Source organism: Streptomyces sp. NPDC058812, assembly GCF_042744565.1.
GTDB lineage: Bacteria > Actinomycetota > Actinomycetes > Streptomycetales > Streptomycetaceae > Streptomyces > Streptomyces thinghirensis.
On record NZ_JBHYOB010000008.1, the window covers coordinates 387,028 to 403,061 of the forward strand.

Genomic DNA, 16,034 nt, shown 5'->3' on the forward strand with positions numbered 1-16,034 from the left:
GGCTCCGCGGGCCGATGCCGGGACCGGATCCTGCTACGGGGCCATCTCGTAGGCGCCGGACAGCGCCTCGACACGCTCCCAGACGCGGGCCGACCGGGCCTCGTCGACGACGGGTCGCCGGACGGCGTCGAGGGCCCAGCTCTGCTGGACCTCCGTGGCCGAGTCCTTGCCGTGGAGCTCGACGGCATGGTTCGAGAAGTCACGGACGAGGACGGAGAACAGCTCGTCGAGGACATCCTCGTCCAGGTCGGTCAGCTCGGCCTGTTCGAGGATCAGCTGACCGTGTACGACCAGGGCGAACAACTGGCCGACAGCGAGGAGCAGATCCAGGTCGCGGCTCTGCCGCTCGTCGGGTGCCGCGGTGGTGACGAACGTGCACAGGGCATCGGCCTGCTCCCGGAACCGGGCCACGTTCGGCACCCCGGCGTAGGTGTCGAAGGCGGCCCGCCAGTCGTGGAACCGGATGGAGCCGAGCCCGCGGGCCGGGCCCTGCCGGAAGAGGAAGGTGTCGTCGGCCGCGTCGAGACGGGCCGGCACCGACGGGTGGTCGACCGGGTCCAGCAGGTGGTTGCGCATGAACTTCAGGATCAGCGCCAGGTTGACATGCACCGTGCCCTCGAGCTTCGGCAGGCCCCGGATCTCGATCGCGGCCTGGGCGAAGTAGTTGTCCTTCTCGAATCCCTTGGCCGCGATGACGTCCCACATCAGGTCGATGACCTTCTCGCCCTCGGTGGTGACCTTCATCTTGGTCATCGGGTTGAAGAGCAGGTACCGGCGGTCGTCCGGGCCGGCGGAGCGGAAGTAGTCGATGGCGCGGTCGCTGAACAGCTTCATGCCGGCCAGGCGTACGTATGCGTCGATCAGCTCGCGCCGGACGTGCGGGAAGGCGGTCACGGGACGGCCGTACAGGATGCGGGTGTGGGCGTGCGTGACGGCCTCGTACATGGCGTGCTCGCAGATGCCGATCGAGGCGGTGCACAGGTTGAACTTGCCGACGTTGACGGTGTTCAGGGCGGCGTCGAAGGCGGCGCGCCCGGTGTGCAGGACGTCCTCGCGGCCGACCGGGTAGTCCTCCAGCCGGAACTCGCTGACGTACTTGGAGGAGTCGACGACGTTCTTGACCAGGTGGTAGGCGGGATGACGGCTGTCGGCGGCGAAGAAGACGTAGCCCTCCGGCCCCTCGACGTCGGTGCGGCGGCCGAACACCGACACGAGCCCGGCGGCGTTGCCGTTGCCGATGTAGTACTTGGAACCGGTCGCCCGGAAGCCGCCCTGCCCGTCGGGCTCCAGCAGCATGTCCGTGGAGTAGATGTCGGCGCCGTGGCTCTTCTCGGAGAGGCCGAACGCGAACACCTCGCCCTGGGAGAGGAGTTCGGCCGCTCGGGCACGGGCGGCGGCGTTGTCGCTCTGCCAGACCGGGCCGAGGCCGAGGATGGTGACCTGCCAGGCGTACCAGTAGTCGAGGCCGTAGAACCCGAGGATCTCGTTGAGGGCGGCGATACGGGCGGTGTCCCAACGCTGGTCCGGACGGTCGCCGTCCGCCGCCGGGGTCAGGAAGGTGGCGAAGAGGCCCTCCTTCGCGGCGAATGCGAGGAAGTCCTCCAGCCACACTCGTGAGCGGTAGTCCTCGATCAGCCTGCGCTTGCCGCGCGCCTCGAACCAGTCGACCGTGGCACGCAGCAGCCTGCGGGTTTCCGGGTCGAAGTGCGCCGGGTCGTACGTGCGCGGGTTGAACAGGAGCTGGTCGGCCATGAGGGGTGCCTTCCGGAGATCGGGTGGAACGGGTTCAGGCGGATTCGGACAGGTTTCGGGCAGTTTTCGAGGTGACAAGGACGGGTTTCGGGGCCGATGGCGCTCGAAGTCAGTCTTGGCTGCCGGGTCGCGCGGCGCGGAGTCTGCGGAGGGTGTCGAGGACGTCGTCGAGCCATGCGATGGTCATCCGTTCGAAGCCGATGCCTCCGCGCAGCACGACGTGCTGAAGCTCCTGGCCGACGTCGAGCGGCCGGGGAGCGTCGGGGCCGCCGAAGTCCCGTCGCTCTCCGGTCAGGTAGCGCCGGAGCCGGACGTCGTGCGCCTCGCGGTGACGTTCGACCTCGGAGATCAGTGCGGACGGCTCGTCGAAGGCCGCACCCCGGATCTTGACGGCGAGCTCGTGCCGGATGCTTTCCGGTTCGACCGGCTCGTGCAGCCATGCGGTGAGCGCCGCGCGACCCGGCGCCGCGACGGAGTACTCCTTCTTGTCCGGCCTCGCCTGCTGCGCCACTTCCCGGACTTCCAGCAGGCCGTCGCACTCCATGCGCCGCAGCACGCGGTAGATCTGCTGGTGGGTCGCGGTCCAGAAGTACCCGATGGATCGATCGAACCGGCGCGCGAGTTCGTACCCCGAGCCCGGCTTCTCCAGCAGCGACACGAGGATCGCGTGTTCGAGCGCCATGTTCCGGATCCTGCTATGCAACTTGTTGCATAGACAAGTCGTCGCGCCCCGATGAGATCCGGCTCACTCCGCCTTCACGTGGATTCGCGCGTTTCCTCCATGGCCAGGGCTCCTCCGGCTCCGTCGCGGCCGGCATCTCGACGAGCGCAAGCGGGTTGCGGCAGTTCACCGGACACCGGACACCGGACACGCGAGGTGACCAGCTCACCTCCCCCGAACGTGTCGGACCCAGTACGTCCGGGAGCCGTCGGCGCAGCCCTGACCGGCGAGGCCAGGTCCGAGAGCGTGACGACGCGCGCGGCGGAAGTCGGCTGCGGATGCCTGACGTGCGGGAGACGCTTGTTCGGCCGGCGTACTGCGCGAGCAAGGTGTCTGCCGTGAGCCCCGCAGCACGGCCGGCCCGCACCGCGAGGAAGTGACTGTCTCCATCGCGCCTGACGGCCGCGGTCCAGCGTCCGGCGGCGTCAACGTCCGCTCCAGCCCGCGCCGACTGTCCGATGGCCGCGGGAGGTGACCTGGCGCCCAGGCGGACAACGGTCCGTTCACAGTCCGCGACGCCACTGCGCCGGGCCGATCCGGCCCTTGCACAGGGGGAGTTCCAGGGGCCGCCGGCCGTCCCCGAACGGGTCCCAGACGCGGGTGAGACCCGCGGTGCCGTACTCACGGACCCGGCGGGTCTCGGCAAGGTCGAGGACGTCCGTCACGACGATCTCCGGTTCGGGGCCCGACTCGGCGCGCGTCCGGCCCTTCGGGGTCCACCACGACGCTGCGGCCTGTCCCGTCCGGGGGCGCGGCGTTCACACTGGCCATGAAAACCTGGTTGACGATCGCGTTCCCGCGGGCGACGACGAGTTCCTGGGCACGGTCGACGGTCGGTGTGCGCACGAGGTTCAGTACGAGGTCGGCGCCCTGCCACGCCAGGTGCCGCGTGACCTCCGGGAACCAGGCGTCGTAGCAGATCGACAGGCCTACGCGTCCGTGGCCTTCCACGTCGAAGACGACGAAGCGGTCGCCTGCCGCCGTGGTTTCGCAGGGGTGCCAGGGGAAGATCTTGCGCTACTCGGCGACCCGCCTTCCGTCGGGTGCGTACACCGGTGCCGTGTTGTAGATCCGCCCGTCGTCGCCGCGCTCGTAGACGCTTCCGGGGACGAGCCACAGCCCGAGTTCGCGGGCCAGGCCGGCCAGCGTCGTGCCTCTGGGGCCGTCGAGTTCCTGTGCCGCGGCGCGCACGACCCGCTCGGGGTCCCCGTCCGGCCGGTGCCCGCACAGGTGCAGTTCGGGGAACGCGAACAGCCGGACGGCGGGGTGGGTACGGGCGAGCCGGCGCACCTGGTCGGCGAACAGGCCGAGGCTGTCGTCGGCGTGGTGGAGGGCGGCCGTCTGCACCAGGCCGAGCGGCAGGGGGGTGGGCATGCGAAGGGCACCTTCCGCGTTCGGTGGCGTACGGACGAAGGGGGTGCGCAGCAGCGGATCATCCGGCCGTGCGCGGGACAAGCCCGGCCTCTCCTGTGACATCCACAGGAGAAACCCGTGGTCCGCGTTCCCGTGGGGGCCGCTGGTCCCCGCAAGGTTCCGGCATGTCTGTCACCCGGCCCTCATCCGTTCCGGCCGCGTCCTTCCGGGAAGGGCGGACCGCATGACCCTCAACCAGCTCAGGGCCTTCGTCGAGGCCGAGCGGCTCGGGTCGTTCACCGCCGCGGCCAAGGCCATGGACATCGCCCAGGCCTCGGCCTCCGAGCTGGTCCGGCGCCTGGAGGCGGAACCGGTGCGTCGCGTCCTGCACGTCACCGGCCCCCACAGGGGCATGTGCAGCTGGTGGAGAACGAGCTGCTGCGCATGGAGGGACACAGCCGGATGAACCGGCACTTCACCGACTACTCCGCCTTCGTCGAGCACTCGACGACATCGTGCGCGCGGGCCGCCGAACAAGTGCGCCAGGTCACCGTCAAGGACGTCGCCACCTCCGACGGGCCGTCAGGTCGGCCGGTGGCTGCTGCGGTACCGCGGCACCGTCGTTCGGAACGCACACGACCACCTGCACGCCGCCGCCGAGCACCGCCGCTGAGCGGGAGTCCCGACATGGCTCCGCGACGTCCGGAGCGGGCGACGGCCGACCGTACGGGGCTCCGGAGTTCACCGTGCGCGAATTTGCGGAGGTGACCGAGCAGCCGTCCCGCCCGGTGGTTGCCCGCGCCCTGGAGGGGTACCCCGTCGATCTTGAAGGCAGAAAGGAGAGTCGTGTCTGAGGACAATGTCAAGAACATCTTCGTGGTCGGTCTCGACGAGGCCAACCTTCCGACGCTCCAGGCCGTACCGGGCGCCGATTCACTGCGCTTCCACGGCCTGTTGACGGTGGAGGAGCTGCAGGACGGCGAGGTGTCGCTGCCGGCGGTGCTGGAGAAGGCACAGAAGGTACTGGACGCCTTCGACGGGAGCATCGACGCGATAGTCGGCTACTGGGACTTCCCGGTCAGCACCCTCGTCCCGATCCTCGGCGAACGGTACGGCACCCGGACCACCAGTCTCGAGTCGGTGGTCAAGTGCGAGCACAAGTACTGGAGCAGGCTCGAGCAGCAGAAGGTGACGGACCGGCATCCGCGCTTCGGCCGCGTCGACCTGGACGCGGATCCGCCGCGTCCCCCGGACGGCGTGCGGTTCCCGATGTGGCTGAAGCCCGCTTTGTCCTACTCGTCCGAACTCGCCTTCGGAGTCGGGGACGAGGAGGAGTTCCGGGCGGCCGTCGCGGAGATACGCCAGGGCATCTCCCGTATCGGCCGCCCCTTCGAGCACATCCTCGACCAGGTCGAGCTGCCGCCGGAGATGGACGGTGTCGGTGGCCGCGTGTGTCTCGCCGAGGAGTCGCTGTCAGGTGTGCAGGTCGCGGTGGAGGGTTACGTGCACGAGGGGGAGGTGACCGTCTACGGCACGCTGGACTCCATCGACTACCCGGACACGCCGTGCTTCCTGCGTCACCAGTACCCCTCCATGCTGCCCCCGCAGGTCGTCGCCCGGCTGCACGAGGTCACCGAGCGGGTGATGCGCCGGATCGGCTTCGACTCGGCGACGTTCAGCGTGGAGTACTTCTACGACCCCGGCAGTCAGGACATCAGCCTGCTGGAGATCAACCCGCGCCACTCGCAGTCGCACGCCGAGCTGTTCCAGTACGTGGACGGTGTCCCCAACCACCACGCCATGGTCGCCCTCGCCCTCGGGGACGACCCGCGCATGCCCCACCGGCAGGGCCCGTACGCGATGGCGGCCAAGTGGTACTACCGGTGGTTCACGGACGGAGTGGTGCGCCGCGTGCCTTCCCCCGAGGACATCGCCCGCATCGAGAGTGAGATACCGGGTGTACGGATCGAGGTCATGCCCGAGCCCGGCCAGCGGCTTTCCGACCTTTCCCAGCAGGACAGTTACAGCTACGAACTCGCACACATCTTCACCGGCGGCGACGACGAACAGGACTTGCGCAGGAAGTACGACCAGTGCGTCGCTGCCCTGGGCCTCACCTTCGACGAGCCGTCCGAAGGAGCGCGAGGTTAAGGAGCGCCGACCATGCGTCATGTGACCCACCTGCCGCACACCACCAAGGAAGAGGAACACGCCGTCATCCCCATGTCGGACGGCGTCCGTCTGTCGGCGCGCATCTGGCGGCCCACGTCGTCGGATCACGACCCGGTACCGGCGGTGCTGGAGTACATCCCGTACCGCAAGCGGGACCTCACCGCGGAGCGCGACTCCATCCACCACCCGTACATCGCCGGGCACGGCTACGCCTGCGTCCGCGTCGACCTGCGGGGCACCGGCGAGTCGGAGGGGGTGCTGCGCGACGAGTACCTGGAGATCGAACAGCGCGACGCCGAGGAGGTGCTGGCCTGGCTCACCGACCAGCCCTGGTGCGACGGCACCACGGGGATGATGGGCCTGTCCTGGGGGGCGTTCGCGGCCCTTCAGGTGGCGGCCAGGCGGCCACCGAGCCTCAAGGCCATCGTCATCGCGTCCTTCACCGACGACCGGCACGCCGACGACATGCACTACATGGGCGGAGCCATGCTGTCGGACAACCTGGCCGAGGCTGGCACCATGTTCGCCTACGCCACCTGTCCCCCCGACCCGGCCGTGGTCGGCGACCGCTGGCGCGACATGTGGCACGAGCGCCTCGAACACGCACGGCCCTGGGTCCTGGAGTGGCTGCGCCACCAACGCCTCGACGACTACTGGCGGCACGCCTCGGTCGCCGAGAACTACCAGGACGTACGCTGCCCGGTGCTCGCCTCCAGCGGCTGGGCGGACGGCTACTCCAACGCGGTCACCCGGCTGCTCGCCCATCTGGACGTGCCCAGGAAGGGGCTCATCGGCCCCTGGTCGCACAAGTTCCCCCACCTCGGTGAGCCGGGACCCGCCATCGGCTACCTGCAAGAGGTCGTGCGCTGGTGGGACCACTGGCTCAAGGGCGTCGACAACGGCGTCATGGACGGTCCGATGCTGCGGACGTGGATGCAGGACAGCGTCCCACCGTCCACCTCGTACGAGGAACGGCCGGGACGCTGGGTGGCGGAACCCCGCTGGCCGTCCCCGCACGTCCACCCGGTCACGCACCCGCTCACCGCGCACCGGATCGCACCTCCCGGCGCACTGGACGCGGCGACGGCTCCGGAGACGGCCGAAAACACGGGCGAACAGACAGGCGAGGCAGGCGGAGCCGAGGACCGCAGCGTTCTGACCGTACGGTCTCCGTTGTCCGTCGGGCAGTTCGCCGGCAAGTGGGCCTCCTACAACGCACCCCCCGACCTGCCCTACGACCAGCGCGAGGAGGACGGCGGCTCACTCGTCTTCGAGACCGCACCGCTCACCGAACGGGTGGAGATCCTCGGTTCGCCGACCCTCGACCTCGACCTGTCGGCCGACGAGCCGGTCGCCATGGTGGCCGCGCGGCTTTCGGACGTCCGCCCGGACGGAGCGGCCACCCGGGTCACCTACGGCCTTCTCAATCTCACCCGGCTGGACAGCGCGGAGCAGCCCGAGCCCCTGGTGCCCGGCCGTCGCTACCGCGCCACGGTCCACCTCAACGGCGTGGCGCAGAGCTTCCCGCCCGGCCATCGCATCCGGCTCTCCCTGTCCACCTCCTACTGGCCGCTCGCCTGGCCGCCGCCGAAGCCGGCGATGGTCAGCGTCCACGAGCACTCCAGCACGCTCACCCTCCCCATCCGGCCCCCGGAGAAGGCCGACGACAGCTCGGCCGCGCCGTTCGGCGAGGCCGAGGGCACCCCGCCCATCACCACCACGACGGTGACGCCCCCGGAGGAACGGTGGGACGTCAAGCGGGACCTGGTCGGTTACCACTCCGAGCTGGACACGGTGAAGGACCGGGGCACGGTCCGCTTCGAGGACATCGGCCTGGACGTCGGCCGGCGCGCGCACGAACGCTACGCCTCCGTCGCCGACGACTTCACGTCCGTGAGCGGCGAGTCCACGTGGACCATGGGCTTCCGGCGCGACGACTGGGACGTACGCGTGGTCACTCACACCCGTCTCACCTGCGACGAGGGCCGGTTCTTCGTCGACGCCACACTGGACGGGTACGAAGGTGGCCGACGGGTGTTCTCGCGCACCTGGAACGAGACGGTGCCACGGGATCTGCTCTAGTGATCCGAGTCGGAGGCTCACCGTCAGGTCCTCGTCCGGCGGCGGCACGCGGCGGGGCGTGCCGTCGTCGCGGGGGGAAAGCCCGGGTGACCAGGCCGGCGGTCTCCGCTCTGGGCCGGGATGCTCAGTCGAGACAGAACTCGTTGCCCTCGATGTCCTGCATCACGATGCACGAGTCGTTGCCGTCGTACAGAAGACGCACGCGTACCGCGCCGAGCGGGACCAGGCGTGCGCACTCGGCTTCGAGTGCGGCGAGGCGCTCCTCGCCCACGAGCCCGGTGCCGACCCGCACGTCGAGATGCACCCGGTTCTTGACGACCTTCCCTTCGGGGACGCGCTGGAAGAACAGTCGAGGGCCCGCACCGGAGGGATCGCCGCACGCGAAGCACGAACCCCGTTCTTCACGCGGCCGCGAGCGATCGAAGTCGTCCCACGTGGCAAGACCTTTCGGCGGCGGCGATACGACGTACCCCAACACCTCGCACCAAAAACGCGCGAGGCGCTCGGGTTCCGCGCAGTCGAAGGTGACTTGGAACTGCTTGATCGATGACATCGGCGCACCGTAGCAGGGGGCTTTGCCGCTCATCTCCCGTCTCGGTCCGGTGACCCGCGTCACACTCGGCTCCTGTCAGCAATCGGGACGCCATCTCGTTCAAGGGGCACGCGAACGAGACAGGAGCAACGCCATGAAGCACCGCATCGTCGTACTCGGCGCCGGATACGCCGGGGCCTTCGCCGCCGGAAACCTGGCCCGACGGCTCTCCGCCGCCGACACCGAGATCACCGTCGTCAACGCCGTGCCCGTCTTCGTCGAGCGGATGCGGCTCCACCAGCTCGCGATCGGCCGGGACGTCGCGTTCCGGGAGCTCGCCGACGTGTTCGCGGGCACCGGGGTGGGGCTGCGCCTGGCGCGCGTCACCGGTGTCGACCCGGAGCGCAGGACCGTCGCCGTGACCGGCGAGGACGGGCACGGCGAGCTTCCGTACGACACGCTTCTCTACGCGCTCGGCAGCTCCGTCGCCCACCACGGCGTCCCCGGCGCGGCCGAGTACGCCTTCGACGTGACCGGCCGGTCCTCGGCGCTGCGGCTGCGCGAGCGCCTGGCCGGCCTGGACAAGGGCGGCACCGTGCTGGTCGTCGGGGAGGGGCTGACCGGCATCGAGACCGCCACCGAGTTCGCCGAGGCCCGGCCCGACCTCTCGGTCGCGCTCGCCGCCGACGGCGAGCTGGGCGCCTGGCTCTCCCCGAGGGCCCGCCGTCACCTGCGCCAGGCGTTCGACCGGCTCGACATCACCGTCCACGAGCACACCCGCATCGAAGCAGTCGAGCCGACACGGACGATCACCGCCGACGGTACCTCCGTCCCGGCCGACGTGACCGTGTGGTCGGCCGGGTTCGCCGTGCACCCCATCGCGGCCGCCAGCGGCCTGGAGGTCGCCGAGACAGGCCAGATCGTCGTCGACCGCACCATGCGCTCGGTCTCGCACCCGGACGTCTACGCCGCCGGCGACTGCGCCTACGCGATCGGCGACAACGGCCGGCCCCTGCCGATGTCGTGTGCCTCGGCCGGCTTCACCAACATGCAGGCGACCGCCGCGATCATCGCGCGCCTGACGGGCGGCGAGGTCCCGACGACCGGGCTGAAGTACCTCGGCAACCACATCAGCCTCGGACGGCGGGACGCGATCTTCCAGATGGTGGACGGGGACGTCCGGTCGAAGTCCTGGTACCTCGGCGGTCGGACCGCCGCGCGACTCAAGTCGGGAGTGCTCAAGGGGGCCGGGTGGGGCATCGCCCACCCGACCTTCGGCATGCCCAAGCGCAAGCGTCGCCTGGTCACCACGCCTGACCGGTCCAGTGTGAGGGGCGCCGCATAGGCTGTCCCGCATGGACAGTGCAGCCGTCGATAGTTTCGCGGCCAGCCGGGGCCGGCTGGCCTCCCTCGCGTACCGGCTGCTCGGCTCGGCCGCCGACGCCGAGGACGCCGTACAGGACACGTTCCTGCGCTGGCAGGCCGCGGATCACGAACAGGTGGAGGTGCCGGAAGCGTGGCTGACCAAGGTCGTCACCAATCTCTGCATCGACCGGCTCCGCTCGGCGCAGGCGCGCCACGAGCGAGCGGCCGGTGCCTGGCTGCCCGAGCCGCTCCTCGAGGGCGACCCGATGCTCGACCCGGCCGACACCTTCGAGCAGCGCGAATCGGTGGCCTTGGCCGTACTGACCCTCATGGAGCGACTCTCGCCGGTCGAGCGGGCCGTCTACGTCCTGCGTGAGGCCTTCTCGTACAGCCACGCCGAGATCGCCGGGATCCTCGACATCACCGAGTCCGCGAGCCAGCAGCACGTCCACCGGGCCCGGGTCCGGGTCACCGCCGAGCGCCGCCGCGGGGGCGAGGCCGACCCCGCGTCCGCCCGCCGGGTCGTCGAGGAGTTCCTCGTCGCCGCCACGTCAGGGCGCACGGAACGACTGGTGGCGCTGCTCACCGACGACGTGTCGGCGGTCTCGGACGGCGCCGGACTGGCCAGGCGGCTGCTGCGGTACAGGACGCGCGAGCGCGTCGCCACCTACGTACGGGCCGGCTTCAAGGCCACTCCGGCGAAGCGGCGGCTGGCCGGCGGCTCGCCGGCGATGCATATCGCGCGGGTCAACGGCGCTCCGGCCGTCCTGGCCGTGATCGAGGACCGGGTCGTGGGCGCCGTGGCGTTCGAAGTGCGCGACGGCAAGATCGCGTCCCTGTACGGCATCGCCACCGCGGACCGGCTCGCGCGCCTCAGCGAGTCCTGGCGGCAGCACGAACCCGACGCGCCGGTCATCGAGGCGTGGTGACCCGAGCCGGAGGCCGCAGCGCGCCCGCCGGCCGTCAACCACCATGCGGCAGCCCACCCCTCGTCAAATGCGATGCGCGCCTTGTTGCGGGCTCCTCGGGTTGCGCCCATGCCGACGATTGCCGCGCCGGCTGGGACACCCGGCGCGGCGAGCCGACGGAGATCAAACAGTGGAGGCTGACCCGCGAGGGGTGGATCAAGCGGCGGCGCAACGACATCGAACTCGTCGACGTCGGCGACTGCCTGCCACGCCGACGCGCTCGCTACGAGCGGTCGTGAGGACGTCTCACGCGACCGCTGTTCCCTCGAGCTCGACCATCAGGTCGGGAACCGCCAGCCGTGCCACCCCCAGCATGGTGGTGGTCGGTGCCACCCCGGCGGCGCCCAACCGCGACGCCAGCACGCCGTAGTGTTCGAAGAGCCGGTCGACATCGGTGGTGTAGACGTTGAGCCGGACCAGGTTCGCGAGGGACATGCCGGCCTCGCCGAGCACGGTCTCCAGATTGTCGATGGTCAGCGCCAACTGCGCCGCCATGTCACCGGCATGCTGGGGCTTGCCCTCGCCACTCATCGCGGCCTGCCCGGAGCAGTACAGGGTCCGGGTGTTCCCGGAAACGATCTCACCCTGGCTGTAACCCATGTCCACCGACCACGTCCACGGGTTGACCGTCGATCGCTCCATCGCCACATCAGCTCCATTCGGTTCAACGGAAGTACGTACTCCGAAGGCTTCGCAACCACCGCCTTCGGCACCACGTCGACAAGCCTCCCCGCGAATGACGACATCCCTGGTCATGTATTCCGCTAGCGTTCTCGTATGCGTGCCGACCGGTTGATCTCGTTGGTGCTTCTGCTGCGCCGACGCGGCCGGCTGACCGCGGCCACGCTCGCCCGCGAACTGGAGGTATCCACCCGCACCGTGCTGCGCGACATCGAGGCGCTGTCCGCAGCCGGCGTCCCCGTCTACGCCGAACGCGGCCGGCGCGGCGGATTCGCGCTGCTGCCCGACTTCCGGACCGATCTCACCGGACTGCAGCACGACGAGGCCCTTGCCTTGCTGGTCGCCGGCCCGGGACGCGGCGAGCAGGTGTTCGGCCTGGGCTCTGCGCTCGCGTCGGCCATGCGCAAGGTGGCCGACGCGCTGCCCGAGAGCCATCGGGACACCGCGAGCGACGCCGCCCAGCGATTGCTCGTCGACCCGGAGACCGACCTGCTCTCCCACCGCCTGGTCACCGAGGAGTTGCCCGACCCCGCCATGATCGAGGTCCGGCGCGCTGTGCTCGTCGGCCACAAGCTGCGCATCCACTACGCGGCCACGGGCCAGACCCCACAGTGGCGCACCGTGGACCCGATCGGCCTGGTCACCGCGCGCGGCCGGGGCTACTTGCTGGCCACAAGATCGGGCACGGACCGCACCTACCGCCTGTCGCGGGTGCTGGCCGCCGAGGAACTCCCAGAACCGGCAGAGCGGCCAAACCGGGTCGACCTGGACCGGATCTGGCGGGAACGCTGCGCGCGGTTTCTGTCCGACGGCGACCAAGTCAGCGTGCTGGTACGGGTGGACCCGGAGCGGCGGGAGGAACTGGTGAGCACCGCGCTGGCCGTCCGTGCCGAGGAACCCGACGAAGACGGCTGGCTGCGGCTGGAGGTGACCTACCAGGATGCACGACACGCCGAGTGGGCGCTGTGGCAGCTCCCCACTGACGCGGAAGCGCTGGCCCCGCAGTGGCTGCGCACCTCCCTGCGTAACCGCGCGGCCGCGATGGTCTCCTGTTACGGAGCACCGTCCTGAGAGTTGACCTCAAGTCAAGTCGAGGTCGCAGCATGAGAGTTCTTCTGCAGACCTACTGGAAGGAACGACCATGCGCGCCGTCGTGCTGCACGAGTTCGGACCGGCGGAAAACCTCCGTTATGAGACGGTGCCCGATCCGGTTCCGGGTCCGGGCGAGGTCCTCGTCTCGGTGAGGGCCGCGGGAGTCCACCAGATCGAGACGGCGCTCCGCGAAGGGCTGGAGATCGGTCCGCCGCCTCCCCAACTTCCGGCGGTCTTCGGGGGCGAGGTGGCCGGCGTCGTCGAGTCGGTCGGGCCGGACGTGGACACGGCGTGGATCGGCGCCAGGGTGGTGACCGCTCACGGCAGGCCGGGGGGCTACGCCGAGCGCGCCGTCGCCGACGTCGCGTCCCTGCACCGGGTCCCGGCCGGACTGGGCTACGAGGCCGCCGTCACGATGGTCGTCACCGGCACCACCGCCATCGGCCTGCTCGACATCGCGGAGCTCACCTCCGACGACGTGGTGCTGGTCACTTCCGCCGCCGGTGGGATCGGCCGTCTGGTCGTCCAGTTCGCCCTCCGCCTCGGCGCCACGGTGATCGGCGCGGCGGGCGGTCCGGCCAAGACGGCGGCCGTACGAGAGCTGGGAGCCGATGTCGCCGTCGACTACAACCTGCCGGACTGGGCGGACACGGTCCGCGACGCCTTGGGCCGGCGCGGCGTCACGGTCGTTCTGGACGGTGTCGAGGGCGACAAAGGGCGGGCCGCCTTCGGACTGCTGGCCGAGGGCGGACGCCACATCAGCATCGGTGCGTCCTCCCGGGAGGAGTTCCGGCCGGGCGAGGCGGAGATGAAGGAGCGCGGCGTACGCTTCACCGACGCACTGGCCCTGCTGCTGGAGGACCAGGACGCGCCCGCCGACGAAGCTCGCGCACTCGCGGCGGCCGCCGGCGGGAGTATGGTGCCCGCCTTCCAGACCTTCCCCCTGTCGCAGGCCGCAGCGGCGCACGCCGCCCTGGAGGCGCGGGAAACGACAGGCAAGGTCGTTCTCGTCCCCGACGCCCGATGAGTGCGGTACGGTCGCCGGCATGTGCCGCTGGGTGCCATGGGGTTCGTGTGCGGCCTCCCCCACCTTCCCCAGAACTGTGAGTAGGTAGGACGACGGCACGCTGGAGATCGGGTCGCGTGAAGGGTTCGGCGGTCCGCAGCCGACCATCATCCTCAGTCGCAGGGACGAGCCGGAGAAGGGGAACCACTCCTCCTGCCGACTGCAGAGGAACTGCTGTCGGTTGAAGCGGTTCTCGATCGCGAGCACGATTGTGGCGGCCGCCTCTGACAACGGGCCCGTACGCCCGGCCGGCCCGGCAGTCGGCTTCCTCACCTCAGCGCTCTTGTCCCGCACCCCAATTGCCTTTCGCGTCGAGCCACCGAGCGCTAGTGTCCAGGTGCAGCCAGCTGATCCACGAGGAGTCGCAGACATGGTCGGTCTTCCGAGCGCGCGTTGACAGTTGTGGGCCGATCGGCCCGTCATCGCGTGCTGGCCTTGATATCGCGGCACAGCGAGCCTTCTCCTGCCCGAACCGTCGCGCACCTGTCGTGTGCCCGGTAGTGGGCCTCGTTGTCGGCGACCCGAGGGATCCCTGTGCCGTCCGCCTCTTCCCCCGCATCCGGTTCCGGTCGGCCCGTTCCGTCAAGCCTGTGGCGGGACAGCGACTTCCGCAGACTCTGGGTCGGGCAGACCGCCTCCCAACTCGGTGAACACACAGGCCTGGTGGTGCTTCCGCTCTTCGCCGTCCTGACGCTCCATGCCAGTGCCACCCAGCTGGGCGTCCTGCGAGCCGTGGGCCAGGCGCCGATCCTGTTGCTCGCGCTCTTCGCCGGCGCATGGGTGGACAGGTGGCGCACCCGCACAGTGATGGTGCTGACTGACGTCGGCCGGACCCTCGCCCTGGGAGCAGCCGCACTGGCCGGCCTGTTCGGCTGGCTCGGCCTGCCCGCACTCTTCGTGGTCGCCTTCGCCGTCGGGGCCCTCTCCGTGTTCTTCGACGTGGCCTACCAGGCATCGCTTGTACGACTGGTGCGACGCGATCAGCTGGTGCGGGGCAACAGCGCGCTCGAGGGCAGCCGGTCCGCGGCCCAGATCGGCGGTCCGGCTCTCGGCGGTGCGTTGGTGTCCCTGCTGTCGGCACCGGTCGCTGTCGCCTCCAGCGCGCTGTTCTTCGCGCTGTCGTTCCTGTCGATACGACGCGTCCGTCGAGTCGAATCGACCCCACCGCACCTCAAACGCCCGTCTCGGGTCTGGCGGCGGATCCACGAGGGGCTCCGTTTCGTCGTCAGCAACACCGAGCTGCGGACCGTGTGCCTGGCCTCGGCCGCCTTCCAGTTCTCCTTCGCGGCCATGATGACCGGCTACCTGCTCTTCCTGCCGCGGGAACTGCGTCTTTCCGGCACCGCCGTCGGGCTGGCGCTCGCGGCGACGGGGCCGGGCGCGCTCCTCGGCTCCATGCTGGCCGCCCGTCTGCCGAACCGGTTCGGGTACGGCCCGGTACTCGTGGCCGCGGCGGCTCTCGGCGACGGCGTGTTCCTGTGCGTACCGGCGCTGCACGGCTCCCCCGCGGTGACCGTTCCCGTGCTTCTTGTGGTCAACTTCGTGTTCGGGACCGGAGGCCAGTTGGTGAACGTGGCGCTCATGGCCGTACGGCAGACGGTCACTCCGGACGGGATGCAAGGCCGCGCGGCCGCGACGATCACCTTCGTCGGCATGGGGCTGGCCCCACTCGGCTCCCTGCTCGGCGGATTCCTCGCCGAGCAATGGGGGCCGCGCACCAGTCTCCTCGCAACGGCCGCAGGCATGCTGCTGTCCCCGGTGGTGATGGTTGTGTCCCCGCTCGCGCGCCTCGGACGGACGCTTCCGGCCGCGCCGGATGCGCCACTGACGGCCGGCCGCTCCGAGGCCCACGAGTCCGGCGGCAGCCGCCTTGCGGGTGACGTCGAATGACACAGTGCGACCTCGAAACCCGGCGCTGATCAGTCCGCGTACACGACGACCGGACACAGAACCGCGAACGGCAGGACGGACGTGCCCAGCAGCGCCAGCGCCGCCGGGAACGCCGCCGTCAGCCGCTCCGTGCCCTTGCGCCGGCCGGAGAGGAACACCAGACGGGCCACGAGCAGCGGCAACGCGGGATCCCGTTGGCGCGCAGCGCACCAGTCGGCTTGTGGCACACCGGCACGAAGCCATGGGCCGGCCGGTCGGCCCACTAAGAGGTCCTAACAAAGGCGTTGGACGTGGCGGTGAGTGATCAGGCAGGCGGCAAGGCCGAGGAAGGCTTCGTGGATGTCGTCGCGTCGTTCCCAG

14 protein-coding genes and 2 pseudogenes are annotated in these 16,034 nt (G+C 70.2%); 9 read left to right on the plus strand and 7 right to left on the minus strand.

Annotated elements, in window-relative coordinates:
- Positions 1–33: 33 nt before the first annotated feature.
- The 4 genes and pseudogenes from ACFW48_RS19730 to ACFW48_RS19745 form a co-directional block, all read right to left on the minus strand.
- Positions 34–1,752, minus strand: coding sequence for an acyl-CoA dehydrogenase family protein (locus ACFW48_RS19730; RefSeq protein WP_386316266.1), 1,719 nt, complete (start codon positions 1,750–1,752; stop codon positions 34–36).
- A gap of 109 nt (positions 1,753–1,861) precedes the next feature.
- Positions 1,862–2,434, minus strand: a complete 573-nt coding sequence (locus ACFW48_RS19735) for a PadR family transcriptional regulator (RefSeq protein ID WP_386316268.1) — start codon at positions 2,432–2,434, stop codon at positions 1,862–1,864.
- A gap of 542 nt (positions 2,435–2,976) precedes the next feature.
- Positions 2,977–3,138 (minus strand): hypothetical protein, encoded by a 162-nt coding sequence (locus ACFW48_RS19740; protein ID WP_386316270.1) that lies wholly within the window; start codon positions 3,136–3,138, stop codon positions 2,977–2,979.
- Positions 3,095–3,949, minus strand: a pseudogene (locus ACFW48_RS19745) (carbon-nitrogen hydrolase family protein). The gene ACFW48_RS19740 and the pseudogene ACFW48_RS19745 overlap by 44 nt, the downstream one beginning before the upstream one ends.
- Before the next feature lie 121 nt (positions 3,950–4,070).
- On the opposite strand from ACFW48_RS19745, the gene ACFW48_RS19750 reads away from it, so the two are divergent.
- From ACFW48_RS19750 to ACFW48_RS19760, 3 genes are all read left to right on the plus strand, one after another.
- Positions 4,071–4,292: a LysR family transcriptional regulator gene (locus ACFW48_RS19750; RefSeq protein WP_386316272.1), complete on the plus strand. Its 222-nt coding sequence runs from the start codon at positions 4,071–4,073 to the stop codon at positions 4,290–4,292.
- 380 nt (positions 4,293–4,672) lie between these two features.
- Complete coding sequence (locus ACFW48_RS19755) at positions 4,673–5,977, plus strand: acetyl-CoA carboxylase biotin carboxylase subunit family protein (protein WP_386316274.1); 1,305 nt, start codon at positions 4,673–4,675, stop codon at positions 5,975–5,977.
- A 12-nt stretch (positions 5,978–5,989) separates the two neighbouring features.
- Positions 5,990–8,080 carry a CocE/NonD family hydrolase gene (locus tag ACFW48_RS19760; protein WP_386316276.1) on the plus strand — a complete coding sequence of 697 codons (2,091 nt, stop codon included), beginning with the start codon at positions 5,990–5,992 and terminating at the stop codon, positions 8,078–8,080.
- Positions 8,081–8,204: 124 nt separating this feature from the next.
- Here the strand turns inward: ACFW48_RS19760 and ACFW48_RS19765 are convergent, their stop codons facing one another.
- Positions 8,205–8,633: a VOC family protein gene (locus ACFW48_RS19765; protein WP_386316278.1), complete on the minus strand. Its 429-nt coding sequence runs from the start codon at positions 8,631–8,633 to the stop codon at positions 8,205–8,207.
- Positions 8,634–8,766: 133 nt separating this feature from the next.
- Between ACFW48_RS19765 and ACFW48_RS19770 the strand changes: the two genes are divergently transcribed.
- Entirely contained in the window at positions 8,767–9,957 is a 1,191-nt protein-coding gene (locus ACFW48_RS19770) for an NAD(P)/FAD-dependent oxidoreductase (RefSeq protein ID WP_386316280.1), read from the plus strand.
- A 10-nt stretch (positions 9,958–9,967) separates the two neighbouring features.
- On the plus strand, positions 9,968–10,906 hold the full coding sequence (locus tag ACFW48_RS19775; protein WP_386316281.1) for a sigma-70 family RNA polymerase sigma factor: 939 nt from the start codon (positions 9,968–9,970) through the stop codon (positions 10,904–10,906).
- Between the two features lie 285 nt (positions 10,907–11,191).
- On the opposite strand, the gene ACFW48_RS19780 is transcribed toward ACFW48_RS19775, so the two are convergent.
- The gene (locus ACFW48_RS19780) at positions 11,192–11,587 is read right to left on the minus strand and encodes a RidA family protein (protein WP_386316283.1); all 396 of its coding nucleotides are present in this window, start codon (positions 11,585–11,587) and stop codon (positions 11,192–11,194) included.
- Between the two features lie 135 nt (positions 11,588–11,722).
- Here ACFW48_RS19780 and ACFW48_RS19785 point away from each other — a divergent pair, with 135 nt between their 5' ends.
- The 4 genes and pseudogenes from ACFW48_RS19785 (at position 11,723) to ACFW48_RS19800 (ending at position 15,674) form a co-directional block, all read left to right on the plus strand.
- Positions 11,723–12,697, plus strand: coding sequence for a helix-turn-helix transcriptional regulator (locus ACFW48_RS19785; protein ID WP_386316285.1), 975 nt, complete (start codon positions 11,723–11,725; stop codon positions 12,695–12,697).
- Positions 12,698–12,767: 70 nt separating this feature from the next.
- Complete coding sequence (locus tag ACFW48_RS19790) at positions 12,768–13,745, plus strand: zinc-binding dehydrogenase (RefSeq protein ID WP_386316286.1); 978 nt, start codon at positions 12,768–12,770, stop codon at positions 13,743–13,745.
- A 100-nt stretch (positions 13,746–13,845) separates the two neighbouring features.
- Positions 13,846–13,926 (plus strand): annotated as a pseudogene (locus ACFW48_RS19795) (VOC family protein); the annotation flags it as partial.
- 392 nt (positions 13,927–14,318) lie between these two features.
- Positions 14,319–15,674, plus strand: coding sequence for an MFS transporter (locus ACFW48_RS19800; protein WP_386316288.1), 1,356 nt, complete (start codon positions 14,319–14,321; stop codon positions 15,672–15,674).
- Between the two features lie 29 nt (positions 15,675–15,703).
- On the opposite strand, the gene ACFW48_RS19805 is transcribed toward ACFW48_RS19800, so the two are convergent.
- A complete protein-coding gene (locus ACFW48_RS19805; protein WP_386316290.1) occupies positions 15,704–15,856 on the minus strand; it encodes a hypothetical protein in 153 nt (50 codons plus the stop codon).
- Positions 15,857–16,034 lie beyond the last annotated feature (178 nt).

Coding starts and splice junctions, on each gene's coding strand:
- ACFW48_RS19735 (WP_386316268.1), bottom strand. CDS start 2,434: ATGGCGCTCGAACACGCGATCCTCGTGTCGCTGCTGGAGAAGCCGGGC.
- ACFW48_RS19765 (WP_386316278.1), bottom strand. CDS start 8,633: ATGTCATCGATCAAGCAGTTCCAAGTCACCTTCGACTGCGCGGAACCC.
- ACFW48_RS19775 (WP_386316281.1), top strand. CDS start 9,968: ATGGACAGTGCAGCCGTCGATAGTTTCGCGGCCAGCCGGGGCCGGCTG.
- ACFW48_RS19760 (WP_386316276.1), top strand. CDS start 5,990: ATGCGTCATGTGACCCACCTGCCGCACACCACCAAGGAAGAGGAACAC.
- ACFW48_RS19790 (WP_386316286.1), top strand. CDS start 12,768: ATGCGCGCCGTCGTGCTGCACGAGTTCGGACCGGCGGAAAACCTCCGT.
- ACFW48_RS19730 (WP_386316266.1), bottom strand. CDS start 1,752: ATGGCCGACCAGCTCCTGTTCAACCCGCGCACGTACGACCCGGCGCAC.
- ACFW48_RS19750 (WP_386316272.1), top strand. CDS start 4,071: ATGACCCTCAACCAGCTCAGGGCCTTCGTCGAGGCCGAGCGGCTCGGG.
- ACFW48_RS19780 (WP_386316283.1), bottom strand. CDS start 11,587: ATGGAGCGATCGACGGTCAACCCGTGGACGTGGTCGGTGGACATGGGT.
- ACFW48_RS19785 (WP_386316285.1), top strand. CDS start 11,723: ATGCGTGCCGACCGGTTGATCTCGTTGGTGCTTCTGCTGCGCCGACGC.
- ACFW48_RS19770 (WP_386316280.1), top strand. CDS start 8,767: ATGAAGCACCGCATCGTCGTACTCGGCGCCGGATACGCCGGGGCCTTC.